Origin of the sequence: Exiguobacterium acetylicum, assembly GCF_019890935.1 — a bacterium.
GTDB classification, from domain to species: Bacteria; Bacillota; Bacilli; order Exiguobacteriales; family Exiguobacteriaceae; genus Exiguobacterium_A; species Exiguobacterium_A abrahamii.
Map to the genome: position 1 here is coordinate 2066691 of NZ_CP082333.1, position 23481 is coordinate 2090171.

Here is a 23481-nt window from a genome sequence, read left to right on the forward strand (position 1 = left end):
ACACCTCACATGAATACAAATGGATTCAAGTCGATCGCGACTTGTGTTTTTGATTTTTGACGACGAGCTAAGATATCACGGAGATGTGTCCGGACATCTTCCTGTCCTTTATGTTTAATTAAGACCTGTTGTCGGTACATATTCTTCAGTCGAGCAAGTGGCGCATCGAACGGTCCATTGACGACTAAGTCCTCCGATTCGAAAGCCCGCAGCTCGGAAGCGATCTGTTGCGCTTCGGCTTGTGCTTCGAGTGGATGTGTCGCCGAGACCGTGATCAGACCAAGGAACCAAAATGGAGGGTGTCCCCCGAGTTTGCGCAACTGCATCTCCCGCTTATAGAACGTTTCGAAATCATGCTGTTTCGCCGTCTGAATGACGTAGTGTTCCGGATTATAGGTCTGGATGATCGACTGTCCGGCGAGTTGCCCCCGCCCGGCACGACCCGACACTTGCGTGATCAACTGGAATGTTCGCTCACTTGCCCGAAAATCCGGAATACCAAGCGTCGCATCGGCAGCGAGCACCCCTACGAGCGTGACATTTGGAAAGTCGAGACCTTTTGCGATCATCTGTGTCCCGAGAAGAATGTTTCCTTCCTTACGCTCGAAGGCATCGAGTAACTTCTCGTGTGCGCCTTTACGAGACGTCGTATCCTGATCCATCCGGATAATGCGCGCTTCCGGAATCAAATGCGCCAACTCTTCCTCGATCTTTTGTGTCCCCGTTCCGAACTGACGGATCTTCGTCGATTCACAGGACGGACAAGTTTTCGGCATCGCTGCCTCAAATCCACAATAGTGGCACTTTAAGCGATCTTCATGTTGATGATACGTTAAATTGACGGCACAATGCGGACATTGTAACGTTTCCCCGCAATCCCGACATAAGACGAATGTCGTGTACCCACGACGGTTTAAAAGTAATACCGTCTGTTCCCCACGCTCGATTCGTTCTTTGATGCCTTCGACGAGCGCGAGGCTGAACGGCGTCCGATTGCCCCGTTCAAGTTCCTTACGCATATCAACGATGTCGACCGGAGGCAGTTCTCCACCGAATCGTTCGCGAAGCGGTAAGTAACGATAGACCCCTTTTTGTGCTCGTGCATATGTCTCGAGTAACGGCGTCGCACTTCCGAGCACGACGGGACACCGATGATAGGCTGCACGCCATTTTGCGACATCACGCGTATGATAGCGCGGATTTTCTTCTTGTTTATAGGTTGTTTCATGTTCTTCATCGAGAATGATGATTCCGATATTCGTCAGCGGTGCAAAAACAGCGGATCGTGCACCGACGACGACATCGACTTCACCTTGTGCGATTTTGCGCCACTCATCATACTTTTCTCCGAGCGATAGACCGCTATGCAAGACAGCGACCCGTTCTCCGAAACGACGTTTGAACCGTTTGACCATCATCGGTGTCAGACTGATTTCAGGGACGAGCAAGATCGCTTGTCTACCGCGTTCGAGTTGTGCATGAATCGATTCAAGATAGACTTCCGTCTTACCGCTTCCTGTTACGCCATGTAACAAAAACGTTCCGGTCTCCGCTTCAGCCGTAATCGCCGAGACAGCTTCCTGTTGCTTTTCCGTCAAAGAGGACGGCACAAAAATGTCTTGGACGAGATGCTCGTAAGGATTTCGCCGTACATCAATCGTCTCGACTTCAATGATGCCCTTTTTCTCGAGGGCATTCAACGTCGCGCTCGTTGCGCCTGTCGCCTGCTTGATTTCACTCCACAACGCATTCGGAAATTCTTGGATATACGCATACAGTGCCGCTTGTTGGCTCGCTTGTTTCGTAAAGGTTGCTTGCTCCTCGAGGAGACGAATCCGTTTATCCGTCTTAGACGTCTTTTTCTCGCGAATGACCGGTTGAAGCGTCACGTCAGCGTGTTTCGCCGCTGTTAAGATGATTTGTTGGATTTCCGTTGGTAATTGACTCATTTTCTTACCATGATATGCCCGAAGTGGGCCCGACTCGACTATGACCAGTTTATCATAACTCACCTTCAAGGCAGCCGGCAGCATCGCAAGCAACGCCGTCGCCTGAAAACACAATGTCGTTTCTGACAGATACGCTGATAACTCAAGTAATTCCTGTGTATAGGTCGGAGTCTCATCTAAGACACGAACGATTGATTTGACGTTCGTCAGATCAGAGGTGGCTTTCGTTCCGACGACGATGCCAAGCAACGCACGTGGACCAAATGGTACCTCGACGCGCATCCCGGGAACGATCAGCTCCTGCCAAAGTTCCGGCACGGCATAATCAAACGGACGATCGACGGTTGCTGCTGCGACATCGACGATGACTTCGGCTATCATGCCAATGCCTCCGCAAATTGGCGCATGAGCGCTTTAGCGAGCGTCGATTTCAATTGTTGATCGTATCGCGTGACAGAATCATTCTTCCCGAAGACGACGACCTCGTTTTCGTCGCTGACGAATCCAATATCAGAACGTGAAACATCATTCGCGACGATGAAATCCGCTTTCTTTCGGGCGAGTTTCTGTTTCGCGAACGTCTCGACGTCCGTCGTCTCCGCTGCAAATCCAACTAATAGCTGATGTTGTTTCTGCTCACCGAGTGTCTTCAGGATATCCGTCGTCTCCTCGAGTTCAATCCGTAATGGTCCATGAATTTTCTTTTGCTTTTGCTCGTATTGGACAGACGGTCGATAGTCAGCTACAGCAGCGGACATGATGACGATATCTTGCGTCTCATAGTCACGTAACATGGCTTCAAGCATTTCTTCTCCCGACTCGACGGCAATCGTCGCTATCCCGGTCGGTAATTCGATCCGAAGGGGACCATGGACGAGTGTGACATCGGCTCCTGCATCTCGTGCCGCCTCTGCGAGCGCAATTCCAGTTTTCCCGGAAGAATCATTTGTCAAATAACGAACCGGATCAATCCGTTCTACTGTGGGTCCTGCACTGATCAAGACTTTTCGTCCGGCTAGATATTTTTCTTCAAAGAACGTTGAGAGTGTTGCGACCAAATCTTCTGGTTCCGGTAAACGACCTTTTCCGACCCAACCACATGCGAGATTTCCGACTCCCGGTGCAATCACCTGGACACCATCCTGCTTGAGTTGTTCAATATTGCGGACAGTCGCAGGATGTTCGAGCATGTTGACATTCATCGCCGGTGCGACGATGACGGGACATGTCGCTGCGAGAATTGTCGTCGTAATGAAGTCATCTGCAATCCCGTGTGCGAGTTTTGCAATCAAGTTCGCGGTCGCTGGTGCGACGATGATCAAGTCCGCTTCGTCCGCTAAATCGATATGGGCGATTTTTGACGGATCATGCTCGATGAAGACGTCATCATAGACCGCTTTTCGCGTCAGTGCTTCAAACGTCGTCTTACCAACGAATTGTTGCGCATTACGCGTCATCGCGACTTGGACGTGCGCGCCTGCTTGAACGAGTTTTGAAGCGAGTGCTGCTGATTTATAGGAAGCGATTCCACCGCCGACACACAGTAGAATGTTTCGGTTGGTTAACATGTAGGTGTCCTCCTTATTGAAAAAAACAGCCACGATGACAAGTGGCTGCTTCAAAATTAGTCTTGCGGTTGGTTCGTGACGGATACTTCTTCGAAATAAAGCTCTTCTAAAGCTTTCCCGACCGGTTTATGCGATTTTGGGTTCGTGACTTTCACGCGTTTCCCGTCTTGGATTTGACGTGCACGCTTAGCGGCAACTGTAACGATCGTATATTTCGATGGTACTTTCTTTTGAAGCTTATCAACTGATGGATATAACATATCACTTAACCTCCATGGCTTTTTTATATAGGGACGCGACACGTTCCCGACTGCAATGTTCCGCTGTGACGATTGCTTGAATTCGATCACAGGCTTTATGAATTTCGTCGTTCGTCACGACATAGTCATACGCATCCATCATCTCAATCTCTTCCTTAGCGACGAGAAGACGTTGCTTGATGACTTCCTCCGATTCCGTTCCACGCCCTACGAGGCGGTTCCGCAATTCTTGGAGGCTTGGAGGTGCAAGGAATAAGAAGACAGCTTCCGGAAAATGTTCTTTGACCTGCATGGCCCCTTGAACTTCGATTTCGAGAATGACGTCTTTTCCTTCATCTAGGATCTGGTTCACCCATTCGACAGGCGTTCCATAATAATTCCCTACGAATTCAGCATATTCCAAGAGTTGATTGTTCGCAATCATCTCTTCAAATTCTTCACGCGATTTAAAGAAATAGTGGACACCATCTACTTCTCCTTCACGCGGTTGGCGCGTCGTACAGGATACCGAGTAATGCAGATCGTTATCCTGATCTTCGCGCAAAGCACGACAGACCGTTCCCTTTCCGACACCACTTGGACCTGATAATACGAGTAATAAGCCACGCTCTTTGAAAATCACTTCAAAACCCCTCCATCTCACAAACTTCACATTGTTTCATATTAGCAGTAGAGACGGGAAGTTCGCAAGTCATCTTTTTTAGCTCGACTGCTTTATCATACCATAACGATGCCATTTCTGTTACCTTTAGAAAGTGAGAACGAAATCAAGAAAGAAGGTAATCGTATGGCTTTTGACGGATTGATGACGACACGCGTCGTCGAAGAACTCCAACCGCTCGTCGGAGGACGGATCAATAAGGTATACCAACCGTATACATTGGATTTAGTATTCCAGGTCCGGGCCGAGCGAAAAAACGTATTATTGCTCGCCTCTGCGAATGCCATGTATGCACGAATGCACATTACGTCGGAAGCGGTCAGCAACCCGAGTGAACCCCCACTCTTCTGCATGATGCTCCGCAAACATGTCGAAGGCGGGTTCATCGAGTCAATCGAACAACTCGAACGCGACCGGATCATCGTCTTGCGCGTCCGCTCCCGGAACGAACTTGGCGATGAGGAAGCGAAAAAAATCTATATCGAATTGATGGGACGTCACTCGAACATCATTTTGACTGATGGACAAGATAAGATCCTCGATGCGATCAAACACTTACCACTCAGTCAAAATACCTTCCGGACGATCATGCCAGGGATGACATACCAGCTTCCGCCGGCACAGGATAAAGTCGATCCGCTTACGGGAGATATCGAAAAGGCGCTTCACCGGATTGACTGGAACGCTGGTAAGCTCGATCGCCAGTTACTCGGTCTCTTCAGTGGTCTGTCCCCGCAAATCGCAAAAGAGATCGTCTCGCGGGCAGGTCTAGCCAACCGGACGACTCTTGCGTCTGCCTTTCAAGAAGTCCTGAAGGAACTCGATGGTCCTTATGTGCTGCAACGGATGGATGGCGGGAAGGAACGTTTCGCCCCTATCCGCTTGACGGAAGGATCCATCATCGATGAGAAGACGTTTACGACGAGTGGTCAAGTTCTCGATGCGTTCTTCCATCAAAAGGCGAACCGCGACCGCGTCAAACAACAAGCAGCTGATCTCGAACGGTTCATCAAGAGTGAATATGATAAAAATATTCTAAAACGCTCGAAACTCGAAAAAGATTTAGAAGCGACGTTACGGATGGATGAGTGGAAACATAAAGGGGAATTACTGACGACCTATCTGTATCAGCTCGAACGCGGGATGAAGGAAGCGACAGTCGTCGATTACTATGATCCAGACGGCGCTGAAATCACGATTTCACTCGATCCCCGCTTTTCACCGAATGAGAACGCGCAACGCTACTACAAACGGTACAACAAATTAAAGACTGCCAAAGTCGAAGTCGCGCGTCAGCTTGAGAAGAACCAGGCTGAGATCGCATATTTTGAAGGTTTGCTGGCCCAACTCGACGTCGCGTCCCCTGAAGACATCCGGGAAATGCGCGAGGAACTCGTCGAAGAAGGTTATCTGCGCGAACGACAAAAGAAGAAAAAGAAACCGCAGCTTCCACAACTCGAAGAATACCGTTCTTCGACTGGTCTTCCATTCTTCGTCGGAAAGAACAATAAACAAAATGATTACGCGACGTTCAAGTTCGGACGCCGGTCCGATACGTGGTTACACACGAAGGATATTCCGGGATCACACGTCATCATTCAAAGTGATGCACCGGACGAGGCGACGTTGAAGGAAGCAGCGATCGTCGCGGCTTATTTCTCGAAAGCACGTGAATCAAGCCAAGTCCCGGTCGACTTCACGGAACTACGTTATGTCAAAAAACCGAGTGGTGCAAAGCCCGGATTCGTCATCTACACGGATCAAACGACTCTCTACGTCACACCTGATCCAGATGTCGTCCAGTCCTTGCGTCAATGACGCTACACAAAAAAGCGCTGTTTTTCCTAAATGTCACTTAGGAGAAACAGCGTTTTTTCCTCTTCACTTCATTTTTTCTAACTGTTCCCGGTAATCGAGCAAATGCCCATGGATGATATCCTTCGCCTCGCTTAATTCTTGATCGAATGAGAACATCGCTTGTTTTCGTTCGTGGGAGAAGATGACATCGTAATGATGGCTGAGTAAGAAATCAATTTCCTGACCGAGCGTCTTTTCTTGTTCTTCTGTCATCGGGATATCCCGGTGACTAGCAATGCTTTCAAGCAAGACGAGCAACTTGTCTTCAAGATCGACAAGCTCCTTCAGTCGAATGAACGCTTCACTTTGACCGCTCGCCACTAGTGGATATTTTTGATCTTCTTGGAGCATCAACATCATTTCCTCATGTTTGAGGATTTGTTTACGAACAGTCAGCAAGCGTCCATCATCTTGCACAAGGCTTCGCCAATCTTCCATCAACTGTTGCGTCGTTTTTTTGACGAGTAACAGTAAGCGGTCTTCATAATGTGGCGGGAAAACGATGTAATTGACAAGGACGGCAGATAACACACCGACGACAGTCAACAACGACCGTGATAAGGCATAGTGGACGTAGTCGGCGGTCGGGCTCTCGAACATCAAGACGATCGCAAAAGCAGCGAACGTCGACATATCCGTTCGTCCAATCATCGAATTGAGGACGAGTGAGACAACGACGGCGAGTCCGATCGTCAGTGGATTGGCGCCAAGTGTCGCAACGATAGCGAGTCCACACATCAGTCCGAGTACCGTTCCGAAAATCCGATTAAAGACGATTTTAAATGAACGATGAATCGTCGGTTGCATCGCAACGATGGCTGCGACAGCCCCCATTCCTGAATAAATACCAAAGACATACCAAGAGATGCTGAGTGCAAAAGCTACCGCGATGCCGGTCTTAATCGTTCGAAGTCCAATCCGAAACTTTAATTTCACTCGAGCGTCACCTGCCCGACTTCACTATTGACTGTCACTTCCGGTTTTTCTTGTTTCGACAGTTCATAAATCGTCTCATCCTTATTCTTTTGTTTCGTATATCGGTCAGAGGCTTTAATATCGCCTCCCGTGTCGATCGTAATCGTACCGGCTGATTTATTTGGTTTTAGCTTCGTCGCGCCGTCAATCGTCGTAACGTCAAGACTCAACTTCGCCATATAGTCTGCCAGCGAGACACTCTCGCCTGTCACCTGCGCATGGACGGCGTCCATTTCCTTGACAGAAATCGCACGTGTTGCATTCAGTGTAATCTCATCACCTTTTACTTTATCGAGACTCATCGCTTCTCCGTCCATCTCGATCGTTTTTGCGTAGATGCCCATTCCTTTAAGTGTTCCAGCATCGACATCGACACGGTTCATATAACTTGGTAGTCCCACTTGAATCGTGTAATCTGCTGTTTTTTCGCTCGGACGATTGCCAAGTCGAGACAGCCAACCATCTCGTCCTGTCACCGTCACCGTATTCGTCGATGTACTGATTTTCAGTCGTTTCCCACTCGACGCACTATCGACGAGTTTGATTTGGACGTTTCCGTCTGTGCTTCGAACGAATTGTACCGTTGCGTGCGGTGCCTCGATGGCGAGAGATTTATAGCGATTCGTCGTTTTGAATGACTCGCCGCGCGATAACAATTCCGTTGAGACGAGCAATGTGATCGAATAGATGACGACAAGTCCGAGAATGACACCACCGTATAAATAAAGCGGTCGCTTCACTGGTCCTTTTTCTCCAATCCGGTTCAACCGTGCATCCATCTTTTGTTTTTGTTTATTTTTTAAGCGTGTGAACGACGATTGTTTTCGTTTCCGCACACTCCTACTATTATGCTCTTCCATGTCAGCCCCTCCATCTCATGTCTACCATTATTCCGAATATCTGAATCGGCTGTCAACAGCCCCCTTCTTATCATAGAAGAAGTTCACCGTTTCGCCATCGGGCGGAAGAAGGAAGCGTCATCGGATGAACCGCTGACATTCCAGAAGAATAATCAACAAAAAGGAGAGGAACATTGACGTTTCCTCTCCTGTGATTAAGAACGGATTATAATTCGAGTGACTCGCCGATTGCGAGTGGATGACCCGTTTGACCTTGTGCTTCAATCTTTTCACAGAATGCGTTCGCATCTTGTTTGATTAAATCAAATGTATCGTAGTGGATCGGTACAACGGCTTTTGCTTGCAACATATCTGCAGCGATCAACGCATCATCTGGACCCATCGTGAAGTTATCACCGATCGGTAAGAAGGCTAAATCGATTTCGTGATGAGCACCATAAAGGGCTAAATCCCCGAACAGTGCCGTATCACCTGCATGATAGATTTCCTTTCCTTCAATCGTCAGCAAGAATCCAGCTGGCATCCCCATATACGTAATCGTTTGTTTCTCTTCATCAATGATACTTGATGAATGGAATGCTTGTGTCATCTTCACTTTACCAAACGGAAATTCAAACTGTCCGCCGAGGTTCATCGGGTGAACGTTGAGTCCTTTGAAACTCAGATACGTCGCCAACTCATGCGTAGCGATGATCGTCGCTCCCGTCGCTTTCGCGATTCGCTCTGCATCAAGCATATGATCGGCATGCGCATGCGTTAAAAGAATGAAATCTGCCTTGACGTCATCGGGATTCGTCGTCGCTTTGTCGTTACCGCTAAAAAATGGATCGATGACGAGATGATGCCCGTTCGTCTCGATTGTTACTGTCGATTGTCCGTGATAAGTCAATTTCATGAATGTCACTGCCTCTCGTTTAGGATTCGGATATTTGATTCCCTTCCCCCCATGCACATAAACCTTTCATGGCAGGTTGCAGTGTAAATGCCGCTTCTGTCAATTTGTATTCGACGTGTAAGACGGCTTCATCAAATTCAATCCGCTCGATCATTCCGAGTCGTTCGAGTTCTTTTAATTGATCCGTCAAGACTTTCCGAGAAATCCCGGGAATGGCACGTTGTAACTCTAAAAAACGTTTCGGACCGTTCTCTAACGTGCAATATAATTGTGGGCGCCATTTTCCGCCGATGATGGCGAGCGCCCGATTGACCGGAAATTGTTCTGTCGACATGTTGTTCTCTCCTCCGCAGTAGTTACTTCAAAGTGCGTACTATGCAATCGAGTGTAGCGTAAGTTAGAGTATGCGTAAATCATTTTGCAAAAGGAGTGTTAAGCATGACGTATCCACGTAATTTTTCGCACATCGGTCTTTCCGTGCCGAATCTCGACGAAGCCGTCCGTTTTTATCAAGAGGTGATGGGCTGGTATATCATCATGGAACCGTCTGATGTCCTTGAAGATGATTCTGCCATCGGTGTCATGTGTACGGATGTCTTTGGTGCAGGATGGAACAAGTTCCGGATTGCTCACATGGCGACAGGTGACCGCATCGGAATCGAGTTGTTCGAGTTCCCGAACAATGAACAACCCGAAAATAACTTCGAATTCTGGAAAACAGGCATCTTCCATTATGCGATCCAAGATCCAGACGTCGAAGGACTCGTCGAAAAAATCGTCGCCCACGGCGGCAAACAACGGATGCCAATCCGCGAATACTATCCGGGAGACAAGCCGTATCGAATGGTATACTGTGAGGATCCATTCGGTAACCTCGTTGAAATCTACTCTCACTCGTATGAACTCACGTATTCGGAAGGAGCGTATTAAACATGAAAGCATGGTTAAATCACTCAGGTACAGCGATTGATCAATGGACATTCGAAGAGGTCGAGACGCCGACGCCAGGAGAAGGTCAAGCCTTGATTCGCGTCAAGACCGTCGCGCTGAATCCCGTCGACTATAAGGCGACCAACAATCCAGCTTGGACGTTTCCACATATTCCAGGCGTCGATCTAGCTGGTGTCGTCGAACAAATCGGACCCGGCGCAGAAGTGAAAATCGGCGATCGTGTAGCGATTCATACGAACCTGCAACGCGATGGCGCTTTTGCTGAATATGCACTCGTCGATACACGTGCCCTCGCCCTGATTCCGGAAGACGTCTCATTCGCTGAAGCCGTTGCGATTCTTTGCGCAGGCATGACTGCCTATGAAGCCATCGTTCAGAAGATGAACACGACAGAGAAAGAAACGATCCTTATCCATGCTGGTGCAGGTGGTGTTGGTGGCATCGGCATTCAACTCGCAAAACGCCTTGGTCTTAAGGTCGCGACGACTGCTTCGACAGAAAACCATGAGTGGGTCAAGCGACTCGGTGCCGATCTTGCCATCGACTACAAAAAAGAAAATGTCACGGATGTCATCCGCGATTGGACGAACGGTCGCGGTGCTGACTTGATTTTCAATACAGTCGGTCGAGATGAAGCAACAGCGGATCTCGGACGTCTTGCCTTCTCGGGGCAACTCGCCTTCATCGCCGGTGGTCCCGATCAGTCGGTCGTTAAGCCGTTCACGCTCTCCCCTTCGATCCATGAAGTGGCACTCGCGGCTGCTTATGCCAGCGAAGATGACCGGGCCATCCGAAACCTCGGTCATATGGCAAGCGAGTTATTAAAACTCGTCGCAGCAAAAGCACTCGATCCTCTCGTTACAGAAGAGATTCCAGCAGCTGACATCGTCAAAGGATTACAACGTTTATCTGAACGCCACGTCCGTGGTAAAATCATCGCTACATTCAATTAATTTCAGTTTGACATGAAACAGCCGATCGTCCTTAGATAACAGGATGATCGGCTGTTGTTGTGCATATCAATGTCTAGACATCGAAACAAGATGCCCGATATTTACCGATAGCGCTCTTGTTTTTTGATATGTAAGGATCGTCCGACTAACTCGAAACCGACATGCTGATAGATTTTATTCGCTGTCTGGTTCGACCAATCGGTATAGAGCGTCACGACCGGATAAGACTGTCGTAGATGTTCAGATAGTTTGGCGACGAGATACGAGGCATACCCATTTCCACGCAGTTCTTTCGGCGTATAGACGTAAGAAATCGTAATCCCCGTTTGTGTCGGACGCGTCGCTGCCGCCATCGCGACAAGCATATCTCCACGAAACAATCCGAACAAGCTTTCTTGCTGGATGTGTCGCGTCATCGACTGATGGAGTTGCGTAAGCTGTCGCTCAGAAGGTCGTGTTTCAACTTCATATAAAAATCCGGACGCAAACGCTAAGGCTTGTTGTCTTTCATCGTCCGAAATCGGTCGGAAGACGACGTTTTTCGGAACAAGCGGCATCTTGACCTTCGTCAGTGCATACATCCCCTGTTCCATATGTATCTCATACATGGAATGTGGCAGTAACAGCGGCGCTAAGATCGCCTGTTCTCCGACGAATCCTGGGCTATCCAAAATTCTGGCAAGCTTTCGGATTCCCTCTTTTGAGAACACATCGCCTGCGACGATGGCTTGCTCCGGTATCGTTTGCAATATGACGAGACGATGATCGCCTTCTTGTGCCGTTGCCATCAAAAGCGGTTCATCCCCACGTTCTAATATGCCAAGAATCAACTGATGGGTATCCGGACGTTCAAGCAAAAACGGGAGGACGACCTTTTTGAACTGTTCATAATCACGATAATGCGTCACCATAGTCGACGACCTCCTTTATTTTTCTAGTGTACCAAAACATTCACTAGAAATCGTAGGTCGTCCGACGGAATCTATCGATTTTAGACGTTCGCTGTAAAACGTTCGCTCCAAGCGACTGGATCTTTCGACCAATCCGCTAACTGTTTTTGCTCTTCTATAGTAATATCGCCTTGTTGTTGTGCGGTTTCGAGTAACGCTTCGAACGTCAGTAATGCATCCGCTTCAATCTTTGCGTCGCGGAGATTATTTGACAAGCGCTCCATTCCGTACGAGAAGATCGCTTGAATGCGAATGACATCTGCTCCCTTCGCTTGCAAGGCTTCCGCCGCTTCGATCGCAGACATCCCTGTCGATAATAAGTCTTCGATGACGACGACACGTTGTCCAGGTCGAATGACACCTTCGATTTGATTTCCTTTTCCGTGTTTCTTATTCCCACTACGCACGTAGACCATCGGTAATCCTAACCGTTCTGCGACGAGTGCTGCGTGTGGAATGCCTGCCGTAGCGGTTCCAGCAATCACATCGACTGCAAGTCCCTTCACTTTCTCAGCGAGTGCATTTGCAATCAAGGAACGAACTGCCGGGTACGAGAGCGTCAACCGATTATCACAATAGATCGGTGAACGAAGTCCACTTGCCCATGTGTATGGATCGTTTGGCGATAAGGTGACGGCTTCAATACGGAGTAACGCACTAGCGATTGGATTTACCATGAGAATTGCCCCTTCCATTGTTCAAGTAGCATCTGATAGACCTGTTCTGGATGTTCAGCACGCGTAATCGGACGACCGATCACTAAATCCGACGCTCCATTTTGACGAGCATCAAGAACGGTCGCGACCCGCTTTTGATCATCCGCTTGACTGTTCGTCGGACGAATGCCGGGTGTGACGAACCGAAAATCTGTCCGACAGGCTGGAACTAATTCCGGAAGATCGAGTGCTGAACAGACGATACCATCTAGTCCCGCTGCTTCTGCGAGGTGCGCATACGCACGAACGACTGCCGGCATCGCTCCTTCAATCTTTAAATCGCGTAACATCGCTTCATCCGTCGATGTCAACTGAGTCACGCCAATCAGTTGTGTCTCGGCGTTCGTCTCACGCAGTCCTTCTCGCGCCGCGATCATCATCTCTTTGCCACCAGCAACATGGACGTTCGTCAGTTCGACGCCTAGCTGTCCGATGATCCGCATCGTCCGGCGTGCCGTTTCTGGAATGTCGTGGACTTTGACATCGAGGAACACCGCGTGTCCACGCTCGACGAGTTTACGGACGAACGTTCCGCCTGCTGCATAAAACAATTCCATCCCGATTTTCACGGCTGGTCGTGTCGCTTCAAACCGTTCGAGAAACGAAAAAACTTCTGCTTCGGTCGGAAAATCAAGCGCGATGTAAAGTTGATTCATATGCTCTCCCCCTGATGTCTAAAATATGATCGATGCCAAGTTCGTCCATCCGTTCTGGTAACTGCTGAATCAATTCTTGACAGATGTATGGATTGACGAAGTTTGCGGTACCGACGGCAACGGCCGAAGCCCCGGCGTAAATCATTTCGAGGACATCATCGACCTCCATCACGCCACCCATGCCGATGATCGGGATCGAGATGACTTGCGCGACATCATGAATCATCCGAATCGCGACCGGTTTGATCGACGGACCTGATAATCCACCAATACGGTTCGCAAGGATCGGCTGTCCCGTCCGGACATCGATTCGCATCCCAACGAGTGTGTTGATCATCGTCAGACCATCTGCACCAGCCGCTTCGACGGCACGCGCCATCTCGACGATCGAAGTGACGTTCGGTGATAGTTTGACGTAGACCGGTTTAGTCGAGACTCGTTTGACACGTCGGGTCAACTCAGCGGCAAGCAACGGATCCGTTCCGAACTGGATTCCGCCCGATTTGACGTTCGGACAGGAAATATTTAATTCCAGTGCATGAATGCCAGGATGCTGACTCATTTTTTCTGCGACGAGCTCATATTCTTCCGGTGTCGAACCCGCGACATTGGCGATGATCGCCGTATCGAACGTCTCGAGAAAAGGCAATTTATTCGTTAGGATGCCATCGACACCCGGGTTTTGGAGACCGATTGCATTCAACATCCCCATCCCACTCTCTGCGACACGCGGCGTCGGGTTTCCGTAGCGTTCTTCCCCCGTCGCTGCTTTAATCATGATCGCCCCAAGCTCTGATAAATCATACAACTTCGCATATTCCTCACCGAATCCAAAACATCCGGATGCCGGCATGATCGGATTTTTTAAAGAGAGACCCGGCAACTCGACACGCAATCGTTCCGTCATAATACGACCTCCTCTGCCCGAAAGACTGGACCATCGGAACACGTCTTGACGTATCCGCCCGTCGGTGTTTGACAGACACAGGCAAAGCATGCTCCGATACCGCACCCCATTCGGTTTTCAATCGACAGATACTTATGTTCGATCGGTTGTTGCTGTAACGTTCGCAACATCGGTTCCGGTCCGCAGGCGAGTAGAACGTCGTAGCTTTCTGGACGTAAGGCTGCCGTGACGAATCCTGTCGTGCCATGCGTTCCATCGACGGTCGTGACCGTCGTCTTGCCGAGTGCTTGGAATTCCGCTTCGTAAAAAACACTTGTTGCTGTATCAAATCCTAGAATCGCTTCACATGTCACGCCCCGGGCGACAAGTTGGCGCATCGTCTCATACAGCGGCGGGACACCGATTCCCCCACCAACGAGGACGACGCGTTGAGCGGGATGGATAGCAGCAATCGGAAACCCGTTTCCAAGCGGTCCGAGGGCATCAATCGTATCATCCGGACGCAAAGAAGCCAGTTCTGCTGTTCCTTGTCCGATTTCTTTAAAGAGAAACGTGATCAAATCATGGTCGACCCGGGCAATCGAGATTGGTCGGCGTAAGAGTGGCCCGACGCGAAGATGCATGAATCGCCCTGGCGCGATGACCTGAGGTTGCTCAAGGCGACAGACGAGTTCTGTCGCACCTTGAGCTACCGTTCGTCGAGAGACGACCGTCAAGAGTTGCTTCATTGGATCACCACTTTCTTTTCATGTGTGAAGGCTTGGATTGCACTGGCTTCAAACGAGCGACTTTCGATGACACGTAGAATTGCTTCCGCCGTATCGAGTGATGTCAGACAGACGACTTGATTCTCGGCTGCTGCCCGGCGAATGATGAAGCCATCTTTCGTAACTTGCGAGTCCCGACTCATCGTATTGATGACGTATTCGATCTCCCCTTTTTCAATCACGTCGAGCATCGATTCGGAAGACGAGTCGATTTTGCCGACCGTCTGGACCGGTAATCCTTGCTCCGTCAAGTACGCTGCCGTTCCTTCCGTTGCGAGTAACGTGAATCCAAGTGAGGCAAAGCGTCGTGCGAGATCCGTCATTTCTGCTTTATCTGGATCTGCGACTGTCAAGAGGACACGACCGTGCTCTGGAATCGCCATCCCTGATGCGAGCAACCCTTTATAGAGCGCTTTTTCGAGCGTCCGGTCCGTTCCGATGACTTCACCGGTTGATTTCATCTCCGGTCCGAGTGTCGGATCAACTTCTTTAAGCTTCGCAAATGAGAAGACCGGTACTTTGACCGAGACGAGTGGTTCTTCCGGTAGGACACCACTTGTTAATCCATAAGAAGCGAGTGTCTCACCGAGAATGATGTCCGTTGCGAGACGCGCGACCGGAAGTCCCGTCACTTTCGAGATGAATGGCACCGTCCGGCTGGCACGCGGATTGACTTCAAGGACATAGAGAGCGCCGTCCGCGTAGACGAACTGGATGTTGAGTAAGCCTTTGATGCCGAATGCTTTCGCAATCCGTGTCGTGTAGTCGACGATCCGGTCCTTGATGTCTTGGGAGACCCGTTGTGGCGGATAGACACCAATCGAGTCACCCGAGTGAACACCGGCACGTTCGATGTGCTCCATGATGCCTGGAATGACGACATCCGTTCCGTCGCAGATTGCGTCGACCTCGAGTTCGATTCCTGTCAGATAGCGGTCAACGAGGACCGGTCGTTCCGGTGAGGCGATGACCGCGTGTTTCATGTAATGTTCCAGTTCTTCTTGAGCATAGACGATTTCCATTGCCCGACCGCCGAGGACGTACGATGGACGTACGAGAACCGGGTAACCGAGTGACGCTGCTGCCGTGACCGCTTCTTCGACTGTTACGGCCGTTTTACCCGGTGGCTGTGGAATGTCGAGCGCCGTCAATGCTGCTTCGAACTGTTTCCGATCCTCAGCCCGGTCGAGATCCTCAAGCGATGTCCCGAGGATTTTTACACCTTCTGCTGCTAATGACTCGGCTAAGTTGATCGCCGTCTGTCCACCGAACTGGACGATGACACCGAGCGGACGTTCATTTCGGATGACTTCCAGGACGTCCTCCGTCGTCAGTGGTTCAAAGTAAAGCCGATCGGAGATCGAGAAGTCGGTCGACACGGTTTCTGGATTGTTGTTGACGATGATCGCTTCGTAGCCGGCTTGACGAATCGCTTGAATCGAATGGACTGTCGCATAATCGAACTCAACGCCTTGACCAATCCGGATCGGTCCCGATCCTAGGACGAGAATCGAAGAACGGTTCGTCGCGATCGCTTCATTTTCGCGTTCGTATGTCCCGTAGTAGTACGGCGTGTCGGACGCGAACTCTGCCGCACACGTATCGACCATCTTATAGACCGGGTGAATCGCTTGTGCTTCACGCATCCGGCGAATCTCCGTTTCCGTTTGTCCGGTGATCCGGGCGAGCATCGGGTCACTGAATCCATACCGCTTCACATGCAGGAGTAGTTCAGGTGTCAAACCAGCTGCGACCGATTGCTCGAGCTGCCAAATATGGTGCAACTTCTCTAGGAACAGGCGATCAATCGCCGTCCAGTCATGAATCTGTTCGACGCTGTAACCGCGGACGAAGCCCGCGTACAAGGCGAAGAGTCGATCGTCCGTCGCTTGGCGAATCGCTTGTTGTAAGGCATCGTCTGCCATTTCGATGAATCGTGGCATATACAGATCCGCTGTACCGATCTCGAGCGAACGAACGGCTTTTAGTAAGGCCTCTTCCATCGTCCGTCCCATTGCCATGACCTCACCAGTTGCTTTCATCTGTGTGCCGAGTGTCCGGTCTGCCGTTTCGAATTTATCGAACGGCCAGCGCGGAATCTTGGCGACGACATAATCGAGTGCCGGTTCGAAGGAAGCAAAACTTGTCTCGGTGATCGGGTTCTTTAATTCGGACAAGGCATACCCGACGGCAATCTTCGCAGCCAGTTTTGCGATTGGGTAACCCGTCGCTTTTGATGCGAGTGCAGACGAGCGTGAGACACGTGGATTGACTTCGATGACATAGTAGTCGAAGCTCGTCGGATCCAGTGCGAACTGGATGTTACATCCACCTTCGATCCCGAGTGCACGAATGATATCGAGCGAGACGTTTCGTAGCAATTGATAATCGCGATCCGATAGCGTTTGTGTCGGAGCGAAGACGATCGAGTCTCCAGTATGAACACCGACGGGATCGAAGTTTTCCATCGCACAGACGATGATCGCCTGATTCGTCGCATCGCGCATGACTTCGAACTCGACTTCCTTCATCCCGGCAATTGATTTTTCTAGAAGTACTTGTGTTGCCGGACTTGCCTTGAGTCCCCCTTCGACGATTCGCGTGAACTCTTCTGGTGTGTTAGCGATTCCACCGCCCGTTCCTCCAAGCGTATACGCCGGACGGATGATGATCGGTAAACCGATCTGTTGCCGGAATTGTTGTGCCTCTTCAAGCGTATGCACGATTTCACTGTCCGGCACACCATGCCCGCGTTTAAACATCAGTTGACGGAACAAATCACGATCTTCTGCCTCTTCGATTGCTGACAATTTCGTACCGAGTAATTCGACACCATACTCAGCAAGGACACCGAGACGATCCAGTTCGACAGCCAAGTTCAGACCCGTCTGACCTCCGAGTGTCGCAAGCAAGGCATCCGGACGTTCCTTGCGGATGATCCGTGAGACGAACTCTGCTTGGAGGGGCTCGATGTAGACACGATCAGCGACCGTTGGATCCGTCATGATCGTTGCTGGGTTCGAGTTGACGAGGATGACTTCATATCCTTCTTCCTTCAAGGCTTGACACGCTTGTGTTCCAGCGTAGTCGAATTCAGCTGCTTGTCCGATCACGATAGGACCGGACCCGATAACGAGAATTTTCTGGATATCTTGACGTTTAGGCATGAGAGACCTCCTGTTGTTTCGTGATTTCTTCTAAAAACTGTTGGAATAGACCGTTCGCATCCATTGGACCAGGTGATGCTTCCGGATGGTACTGGACGGAGAAGACCGCTGCTGTCGTATGACGGATTCCTTCGACCGTTCCGTCGTTGATCGCAAGATGCGTCACTTCAAGCACGGTATCGTGTAAGGACTGTTCGTCAACGGCATACCCGTGGTTTTGCGACGTGATATCGACGCGACCTGTCCGGATATCTTGGACTGGATGATTCGCCCCTCGGTGACCAAATGGGAGCTTGAACGTATCCGCCCCGTGCGCTAGTGCAATCAACTGATGACCGAGACAGATGCCGAAGATGACGACTTTTCCCGTCAATTCTTGAATCATCGGAATCGCCGTTGGGACATCCTTTGGATTCCCTGGTCCGTTCGATAGCATTACACCGTCCGGACGATAGCGTAAGACTTCCGTTGCACTGACGTCGTAGGGCACGACGACGACTTCACAGCCGCGTTTGACGAGTTCGCGGACGATTCCGAGCTTCGCACCGAAATCGACGAGAACGATTCGCGGTCCAGCACCCGGAATGATGTACGCTCGTTCCGTTGAGGCTCGCTTGACTTGATCCGTCTCGATAGGTGCGTTTTGAAGATGAACCAGTTCTGCTGCTAAATCGAACTCACCGTCAACGAGTCGTCCACGCATGACACCTTTCGAACGGATATGCCGTGTCAACTGGCGCGTATCGATTCCACTTAATCCTGGAATATCAAGATCTTGAAGTGCTGCATCGAGCGACATCTCACTCCGGAAATTCGACGGCGTCTGACAATGTTCACGGACGATCAGTGCTTTAGCGAGCGGACGCGTCGTCTCATAATCTTCTCGGTTAATCCCGTAGTTTCCGATCAACGGGTTCGTCAACACGATCATCTGATCGCAGTAAGATGGATCCGATAACATTTCCTGATACCCTGTCATTCCGGTCTGGAAGACGACCTCTCCTGTTGTTGTCGTATCTGAGCCAAACGCCGTTCCTTCAAACGTCATCCCATCTTCTAGTATCAGTGTCCGTTTACGCATGTGCTGTGTCCTCCTTGAATACGATTTCTCCCTTGACGAGCGTCATGACCGGGAATCCTTTTAACCGTTCTCCTGCGAACGGTGTGTTCTTGCCTTTTGAGCGGAATCGTTCCGGTGATACGGTACGCTCCGTTTCTAGATCAAGCAAAACCAGATCTGCTTCCGCCCCCACTTCGAGTCTCCCGTAAGGAAGTTCAAAGATGGCTGCTGCCTTGTCCGTCAAATTCCGGATCAGTGTCTCAAGTGTCATCTCTCCTTCAGCAACAAGCTTCGTATAGAGGAGTGGGAAGGCCGTCTCGAACCCTGTGATGCCGAACGGGGCACGTTCGATACCGAGTGCCTTCTCTTCTGCCGCATGTGGAGCGTGATCAGTCGCGATGCAATCAATCGTTCCGTCCGCTAGCCCCTCAAGCAATGCTTGGCGATCTGCTTCACTCCGCAAGGGAGGATTCATTTTAAAGTTCGAATCCTGATTCGGTATGTCTTCATCGATCAATACCAGATGGTGCGGTGTGACTTCTGCCGTCACCCGGATCCCTGCTCGTTTCGCGTCACGGATGACACGGACCGATTCCTTCGTCGAGACATGACAAACGTGATAATGACAGCCGGTTTCTTCTGCAATCAGGACATCACGTGCGATGTGGATGCTCTCAGCAAGCGACGGAATACCTTGTAGTCCTTCCCGTCGACTGTAGGTTCCCTCATGCACACATCCTGCTTTTAACGAATCATCTTCGCAGTGGGCAACGATCGTTTTCCCGAGCCGTGCCGCTTGTTGCATCGCTGTCCGCATGACTGCTGCCGTCTGGACGCCGACACCGTCATCCGTGAACGCGACGGCATCTGTTAATTGGTCGAACGCGACGAGTTCTTGTCCGAGTTGATTTTTTGAAATCGCCGCGTAAGGCAAAACCCGAACGGACGCCGTCTCTTCAATCTTTTGGAACAACGCATCAAGTGTTTGACGATCGTCTGGTACGGGGCGCGTGTTCGGCATCGGACAAATCGTCGTGAATCCACCCGCTGCCGCCGCTGCCGTGCCGGTCGCAATCGTCTCCTTATGTTCGCCACCCGGTTCCCGCAGGTGGACATGGATGTCGACGAATCCTGGTGCAACGAATAATCCGGACGCATCAATGACCGTTTCATTCGCTTGCGGTGTTGCTGCTAAATCCGTGATTTTCCCGGCTTCAATCCGAATATCTCCCGTTCGAACTTGTCCCGCCTCGTACCATCTCGCATTCTCAATTCGTGTTGTCATCTGCATCGTCTCCTTTGATTGATTTCGTTGAAAAGCACCATTCCAGAATCGCCATCCGTGCAAAGACACCGTTTTTCATCTGTTCAAAAATCCGCGATCGCGGATGTTCGACCAGTTCGTCGGCAATCTCGACTCCCCGATTGACCGGTGCCGGATGAAGCACGATCGCGGAATGCTTCAGACGGTTCATCCGCTCATGTGTCAATCCGTGCGTTGTGTGGTAGACTGCTGGATCAAATCGTGTCGTCCCGTCATGCCGTTCGTGCTGGACACGCAGTAACATCAAGATGTCGCACTGCTCGACGGCTTCATCCATCGGAAGATACGGTATGCCCATCGCAGGGTCGTACCACTCAATAGGTCCTGATCCATAAACGATGGCACCGAGTCGCTTTAAGATGTCCGCGTTCGATCGGGCAACGCGACTATGTTGTAAGTCCCCACAGATGACGACGACTTTTCCTTCGACCGTTCCGTACGTTTCGACGATCGTCATCAAATCGAGTAAGGACTGGGACGGATGTTGACCGCTCCCGTCTCCCGCATTGATGATCGGAATATCGAGTGTCTGCATCAGTTCTTCGTAATATCCGGTTGCTCCATGGCGAATGACCAAAGCATCTGCGCCGATTGCTTCGAGTGTCTTGCATGTATCGCGTAACGTTTCTCCCTTTTGCACGGAGGAAGTCGCCGTTTCGAACGGCAGTAGATGCATGTTCAGACGATGCTCTGCCATTTCAAAGGAAGAGCGTGTCCGAGTCGAGTTTTCAAAGAATAGATTGACGAGCGTCTTATCCGAAAAATCTGGTGCTGGCTCGCCTCGTTTAAAAGCGAGACTGCGTTCAATCAAAGAATTAATTTCTGTCGTGGATAAACTTTCTAGGTTGACGAAATGCCGGTTTTTTAGAATCGTCTTCATATCATTCACTCCTCTTCAGGTCATGAAAAAGGCGCACCTTCTAAGTGAAGGTGCGCCGAAAGAAGGCAGAGTGATTCCCTGCATCTTTTCATGGCCTTCACTTTATCGTTCTCTCGGAACGTCTTAAAAGTTGTTAGCTACCGATTGAGTTGTAGAGGTTTCCGTTGTTTCTTCGACCTGCTCTGTCGTTTTTGGAAGGACTAGATTCAGGATGATTCCAAGAATCGTCGCCAGTGCCATTCCTTCGAGAGAGAAGTTGCCGATTTTAAGCGCCGCGCCTCCGATACCTGTGACGAGAATGACGGCTGTGATCGTCAAGTTCCGTTTATCAGCAAGGTCGATCTTACTTTCCGTCAGCGTCCGGAGACCGTTCGACGCGATGACTCCGAACAAGAGGATACTGATTCCACCCATGACCGGTGTCGGAATCGTCTTGATGAACCCTTCGACATATCCGAGGAATCCGAAGCTGATTGCAAGAACCGCCGCGCCACCGAGGACATAGACACTGTAGACACGTGTGATTGACATGACACCGTTGTTCTCACCATACGTCGTAACCGGTGGTCCGCCAAGCATCGAAGCGACTGTCTTCGCAATCCCGTCACCTAGTACGGTCCGGTGCATCCCTGGATCGAGGAGCGTCTCGCGCCCGATGATCCGTGATGTCACTTTTTGTTCGCCGATGTGCTCCGTCAGTGTGACGAGCGTCACGGGAACGATCAGAAGCAAGGCGGCTGTATTCCACGATGGTGTGTAATTCAAGAACGGAATCGTGAAGTCCGGCACGTGGAACAACGTGGCTTGTTGAAGTGGTGTGAAGTCAATGATTCCTACTGATGCCGCAACGAGATAACCAACCGTGATCCCGAACAGGATCGGAATCGTGCTCCACATTCCTTTTAAGTACGTCATCGCAAGGAGTGTGACGCCGAGCGTGACCATCGCAACGAGGAAGTACAGTCCGTTGTACTTACCGTCCGCTCCGTTCATCGCCATGTTGACAGCGGTCGGGGCGAGCGATAGACCGATGACCATGATGACCGGTCCGATGACGACCGGTGGGAGTAAGCGAAGCAACCAAGCAGCTCCCGTGTAGCGGATGAGGAGTGAGACAAGTCCGTAGACGAGTCCAGCGACCATTCCGCCGATTAAGGCATCCTCGACACCCCACCGTTCACTGACGGCAATAATTGGGGCGATGTAGGCAAAACTTGAACCAAGATATGTGGGTACTTTGAAGCGGGTGACGGCGAGGAAAATCAGTGTGCCGACTCCGCTTGCGACGAGCGCGACCGATGTGTTGAGTCCCGTTAAGAGCGGGACGAGCACGGTCGCACCAAACATCGCGAAGACGTGTTGCAGGCTGAGCATCAGCCAATTTAGAGGGTGAGTAGGTACTTCTTGTACACCAAGTACTGCGGCATGTTTTGCCATATGGATGACTCCCTTTCTGGTCTCTCTGGACCACCTTAAAGGTTTTGAATTTTAGCGTTTAATGAATACTTGATCGGCTTCATCGACTTCGGCGAGTGCGACGACGACTTGTTCCTCACGGGATGTCGGGACGTTCTTACCGATGAAATCTGGTCGAATCGGTAACTCCCGATGTCCTCTGTCGACGAGGACAGCGAGTTGAATCATACTCGGTCTTCCATGGTCGACGAGCGCATCCATCGCGGCGCGAACAGTGCGGCCTGTGTAGAGGACGTCGTCAACGAGGACGACGATTTTCCCGGTGATGTCTTCCGGTAGATCAGAACCTTTGATTTCTGGTTCTAAACTTCGTTTCGACAAGTCATCCCGGTACATCGAGATGTCGACGACACCGAGTAAGACCGGTTTTCCTTCGATTTGTTCGATGCGCTTCGCAAGTCGGCGAGCGAGTGTCTCGCCTCGCGTCTTGATTCCGACGATCATCAAATCATGAATTCCTTTGTTACGTTCGATGATTTCATGGGCGATCCGTGTCAGTGCACGTCCGATCGCGGCTTCATCTAAGATGACGGCTGGTTTCATGGTTTCTCCTTTCATACAAAAGACCTTCTGCGGAAATCCGCAGAAGGTCATCGAAGACAGAATCATGGCATACGTGTTGTATGCATGCCTACGCACGATCGTGGTA

The 23481-nt window shown here is 50.5% G+C and carries 22 protein-coding genes; 3 read left to right on the forward strand and 19 right to left on the reverse strand.

All coding sequences use genetic code 11. The annotated features are described in order from the left end of the window. Positions 1–5: 5 nt before the first annotated feature. Genes priA through gmk form a run of 4 tightly spaced genes read right to left on the reverse strand, consistent with a single transcriptional unit; the run spans position 6 to position 4396 of the window. A complete protein-coding gene (priA, locus tag K7G97_RS10860) occupies positions 6–2330 on the reverse strand; it encodes a primosomal protein N' (protein ID WP_223040570.1) in 2325 nt (774 codons plus the stop codon). Beyond that, the gene (gene coaBC / locus K7G97_RS10865; RefSeq protein ID WP_223040571.1) at positions 2327–3517 is read right to left on the reverse strand and encodes a bifunctional phosphopantothenoylcysteine decarboxylase/phosphopantothenate--cysteine ligase CoaBC; all 1191 of its coding nucleotides are present in this window, start codon (positions 3515–3517) and stop codon (positions 2327–2329) included. The genes priA and coaBC overlap by 4 nt, the downstream gene beginning before the upstream one ends. A gap of 56 nt (positions 3518–3573) precedes the next feature. Further along, on the reverse strand, positions 3574–3777 hold the full coding sequence (gene rpoZ, locus K7G97_RS10870; protein WP_029342114.1) for a DNA-directed RNA polymerase subunit omega: 204 nt from the start codon (positions 3775–3777) through the stop codon (positions 3574–3576). Between the two features lies 1 nt (position 3778). Beyond that, positions 3779–4396 carry a guanylate kinase gene (gmk, locus tag K7G97_RS10875; protein ID WP_174316772.1) on the reverse strand — a complete coding sequence of 206 codons (618 nt, stop codon included), beginning with the start codon at positions 4394–4396 and terminating at the stop codon, positions 3779–3781. A 168-nt stretch (positions 4397–4564) separates the two neighbouring features. On the opposite strand from gmk, the gene K7G97_RS10880 reads away from it, so the two are divergent. Beyond that, complete coding sequence (locus tag K7G97_RS10880; RefSeq protein WP_223040572.1) at positions 4565–6256, forward strand: Rqc2 family fibronectin-binding protein; 1692 nt, start codon at positions 4565–4567, stop codon at positions 6254–6256. A gap of 63 nt (positions 6257–6319) precedes the next feature. On the opposite strand, the gene K7G97_RS10885 is transcribed toward K7G97_RS10880, so the two are convergent. The 4 genes from K7G97_RS10885 to K7G97_RS10900 all read right to left on the reverse strand — a co-directional run bounded on the left by K7G97_RS10885 (position 6320) and on the right by K7G97_RS10900 (position 9359). After that, the gene (locus K7G97_RS10885; RefSeq protein ID WP_223040573.1) at positions 6320–7231 is read right to left on the reverse strand and encodes an FUSC family protein; all 912 of its coding nucleotides are present in this window, start codon (positions 7229–7231) and stop codon (positions 6320–6322) included. Beyond that, positions 7228–8130, reverse strand: a complete 903-nt coding sequence (locus tag K7G97_RS10890) for a DUF4097 family beta strand repeat-containing protein (protein WP_195864748.1) — start codon at positions 8128–8130, stop codon at positions 7228–7230. Before K7G97_RS10890 ends, K7G97_RS10885 begins: the two co-directional genes overlap by 4 nt. Before the next feature lie 205 nt (positions 8131–8335). After that, positions 8336–9025, reverse strand: a complete 690-nt coding sequence (locus K7G97_RS10895; protein WP_195865510.1) for a metal-dependent hydrolase — start codon at positions 9023–9025, stop codon at positions 8336–8338. Between the two features lie 19 nt (positions 9026–9044). Then, entirely contained in the window at positions 9045–9359 is a 315-nt protein-coding gene (locus tag K7G97_RS10900; protein WP_223040574.1) for a winged helix-turn-helix transcriptional regulator, read from the reverse strand. Between the two features lie 104 nt (positions 9360–9463). Between K7G97_RS10900 and K7G97_RS10905 the strand changes: the two genes are divergently transcribed. Further along, the gene (locus K7G97_RS10905; protein ID WP_023468778.1) at positions 9464–9955 is read left to right on the forward strand and encodes a lactoylglutathione lyase family protein; all 492 of its coding nucleotides are present in this window, start codon (positions 9464–9466) and stop codon (positions 9953–9955) included. Between the two features lie 2 nt (positions 9956–9957). Then, positions 9958–10929 carry a zinc-binding dehydrogenase gene (locus K7G97_RS10910; RefSeq protein WP_223040575.1) on the forward strand — a complete coding sequence of 324 codons (972 nt, stop codon included), beginning with the start codon at positions 9958–9960 and terminating at the stop codon, positions 10927–10929. Positions 10930–11030: 101 nt separating this feature from the next. Here K7G97_RS10910 and K7G97_RS10915 read toward each other — a convergent pair whose 3' ends face one another. The 11 genes from K7G97_RS10915 to pyrR all read right to left on the reverse strand — a co-directional run bounded on the left by K7G97_RS10915 (position 11031) and on the right by pyrR (position 23375). Continuing rightward, on the reverse strand, positions 11031–11840 hold the full coding sequence (locus K7G97_RS10915) for a GNAT family N-acetyltransferase (protein WP_223040576.1): 810 nt from the start codon (positions 11838–11840) through the stop codon (positions 11031–11033). An 80-nt stretch (positions 11841–11920) separates the two neighbouring features. Continuing rightward, on the reverse strand, positions 11921–12556 hold the full coding sequence (gene pyrE / locus K7G97_RS10920) for an orotate phosphoribosyltransferase (RefSeq protein WP_223040577.1): 636 nt from the start codon (positions 12554–12556) through the stop codon (positions 11921–11923). Continuing rightward, positions 12550–13251: an orotidine-5'-phosphate decarboxylase gene (gene pyrF, locus K7G97_RS10925; RefSeq protein ID WP_223040578.1), complete on the reverse strand. Its 702-nt coding sequence runs from the start codon at positions 13249–13251 to the stop codon at positions 12550–12552. The genes pyrE and pyrF overlap by 7 nt, the downstream gene beginning before the upstream one ends. Then, on the reverse strand, positions 13226–14158 hold the full coding sequence (locus K7G97_RS10930) for a dihydroorotate dehydrogenase (protein ID WP_223040579.1): 933 nt from the start codon (positions 14156–14158) through the stop codon (positions 13226–13228). Before K7G97_RS10930 ends, pyrF begins: the two co-directional genes overlap by 26 nt. Next, positions 14155–14886: an iron-sulfur cluster-binding protein gene (locus K7G97_RS10935; RefSeq protein WP_223040580.1), complete on the reverse strand. Its 732-nt coding sequence runs from the start codon at positions 14884–14886 to the stop codon at positions 14155–14157. Before K7G97_RS10935 ends, K7G97_RS10930 begins: the two co-directional genes overlap by 4 nt. Continuing rightward, positions 14883–18092 (reverse strand): carbamoyl-phosphate synthase large subunit, encoded by a 3210-nt coding sequence (gene carB / locus K7G97_RS10940; RefSeq protein ID WP_055968653.1) that lies wholly within the window; start codon positions 18090–18092, stop codon positions 14883–14885. The genes K7G97_RS10935 and carB overlap by 4 nt, the downstream gene beginning before the upstream one ends. Beyond that, a complete protein-coding gene (locus tag K7G97_RS10945; protein ID WP_223040581.1) occupies positions 18085–19173 on the reverse strand; it encodes a carbamoyl phosphate synthase small subunit in 1089 nt (362 codons plus the stop codon). Before K7G97_RS10945 ends, carB begins: the two co-directional genes overlap by 8 nt. Next, positions 19166–20437 (reverse strand): dihydroorotase, encoded by a 1272-nt coding sequence (locus K7G97_RS10950; protein ID WP_223040582.1) that lies wholly within the window; start codon positions 20435–20437, stop codon positions 19166–19168. Before K7G97_RS10950 ends, K7G97_RS10945 begins: the two co-directional genes overlap by 8 nt. Further along, positions 20421–21356, reverse strand: coding sequence for an aspartate carbamoyltransferase catalytic subunit (locus K7G97_RS10955; protein ID WP_223040583.1), 936 nt, complete (start codon positions 21354–21356; stop codon positions 20421–20423). Before K7G97_RS10955 ends, K7G97_RS10950 begins: the two co-directional genes overlap by 17 nt. A 123-nt stretch (positions 21357–21479) precedes the next feature. Beyond that, positions 21480–22793, reverse strand: coding sequence for a uracil-xanthine permease family protein (locus K7G97_RS10960; RefSeq protein WP_223040584.1), 1314 nt, complete (start codon positions 22791–22793; stop codon positions 21480–21482). Positions 22794–22844: 51 nt separating this feature from the next. Next, a complete protein-coding gene (pyrR, locus tag K7G97_RS10965; protein WP_035396895.1) occupies positions 22845–23375 on the reverse strand; it encodes a bifunctional pyr operon transcriptional regulator/uracil phosphoribosyltransferase PyrR in 531 nt (176 codons plus the stop codon). Positions 23376–23481 lie beyond the last annotated feature (106 nt).

Bases quoted from the DNA above. Each gene is read 5' to 3' on its own strand.
- K7G97_RS10910 (WP_223040575.1), top strand. From the start codon at position 9,958: ATGAAAGCATGGTTAAATCACTCAGGTACAGCGATTGATCAATGGACA.
- K7G97_RS10930 (WP_223040579.1), bottom strand. From the start codon at position 14,158: ATGACGGAACGATTGCGTGTCGAGTTGCCGGGTCTCTCTTTAAAAAAT.
- K7G97_RS10915 (WP_223040576.1), bottom strand. From the start codon at position 11,840: ATGGTGACGCATTATCGTGATTATGAACAGTTCAAAAAGGTCGTCCTC.
- K7G97_RS10955 (WP_223040583.1), bottom strand. From the start codon at position 21,356: ATGAAGACGATTCTAAAAAACCGGCATTTCGTCAACCTAGAAAGTTTA.
- K7G97_RS10905 (WP_023468778.1), top strand. From the start codon at position 9,464: ATGACGTATCCACGTAATTTTTCGCACATCGGTCTTTCCGTGCCGAAT.
- K7G97_RS10935 (WP_223040580.1), bottom strand. From the start codon at position 14,886: ATGAAGCAACTCTTGACGGTCGTCTCTCGACGAACGGTAGCTCAAGGT.
- K7G97_RS10950 (WP_223040582.1), bottom strand. From the start codon at position 20,437: ATGACAACACGAATTGAGAATGCGAGATGGTACGAGGCGGGACAAGTT.
- carB (WP_055968653.1), bottom strand. From the start codon at position 18,092: ATGCCTAAACGTCAAGATATCCAGAAAATTCTCGTTATCGGGTCCGGT.
- K7G97_RS10890 (WP_195864748.1), bottom strand. From the start codon at position 8,130: ATGGAAGAGCATAATAGTAGGAGTGTGCGGAAACGAAAACAATCGTCG.
- K7G97_RS10945 (WP_223040581.1), bottom strand. From the start codon at position 19,173: ATGCGTAAACGGACACTGATACTAGAAGATGGGATGACGTTTGAAGGA.
- K7G97_RS10900 (WP_223040574.1), bottom strand. From the start codon at position 9,359: ATGTCGACAGAACAATTTCCGGTCAATCGGGCGCTCGCCATCATCGGC.
- pyrE (WP_223040577.1), bottom strand. From the start codon at position 12,556: ATGGTAAATCCAATCGCTAGTGCGTTACTCCGTATTGAAGCCGTCACC.
- K7G97_RS10960 (WP_223040584.1), bottom strand. From the start codon at position 22,793: ATGGCAAAACATGCCGCAGTACTTGGTGTACAAGAAGTACCTACTCAC.
- pyrF (WP_223040578.1), bottom strand. From the start codon at position 13,251: ATGAATCAACTTTACATCGCGCTTGATTTTCCGACCGAAGCAGAAGTT.
- K7G97_RS10895 (WP_195865510.1), bottom strand. From the start codon at position 9,025: ATGAAATTGACTTATCACGGACAATCGACAGTAACAATCGAGACGAAC.
- priA (WP_223040570.1), bottom strand. From the start codon at position 2,330: ATGATAGCCGAAGTCATCGTCGATGTCGCAGCAGCAACCGTCGATCGT.
- rpoZ (WP_029342114.1), bottom strand. From the start codon at position 3,777: ATGTTATATCCATCAGTTGATAAGCTTCAAAAGAAAGTACCATCGAAA.
- coaBC (WP_223040571.1), bottom strand. From the start codon at position 3,517: ATGTTAACCAACCGAAACATTCTACTGTGTGTCGGCGGTGGAATCGCT.
- K7G97_RS10880 (WP_223040572.1), top strand. From the start codon at position 4,565: ATGGCTTTTGACGGATTGATGACGACACGCGTCGTCGAAGAACTCCAA.
- pyrR (WP_035396895.1), bottom strand. From the start codon at position 23,375: ATGAAACCAGCCGTCATCTTAGATGAAGCCGCGATCGGACGTGCACTG.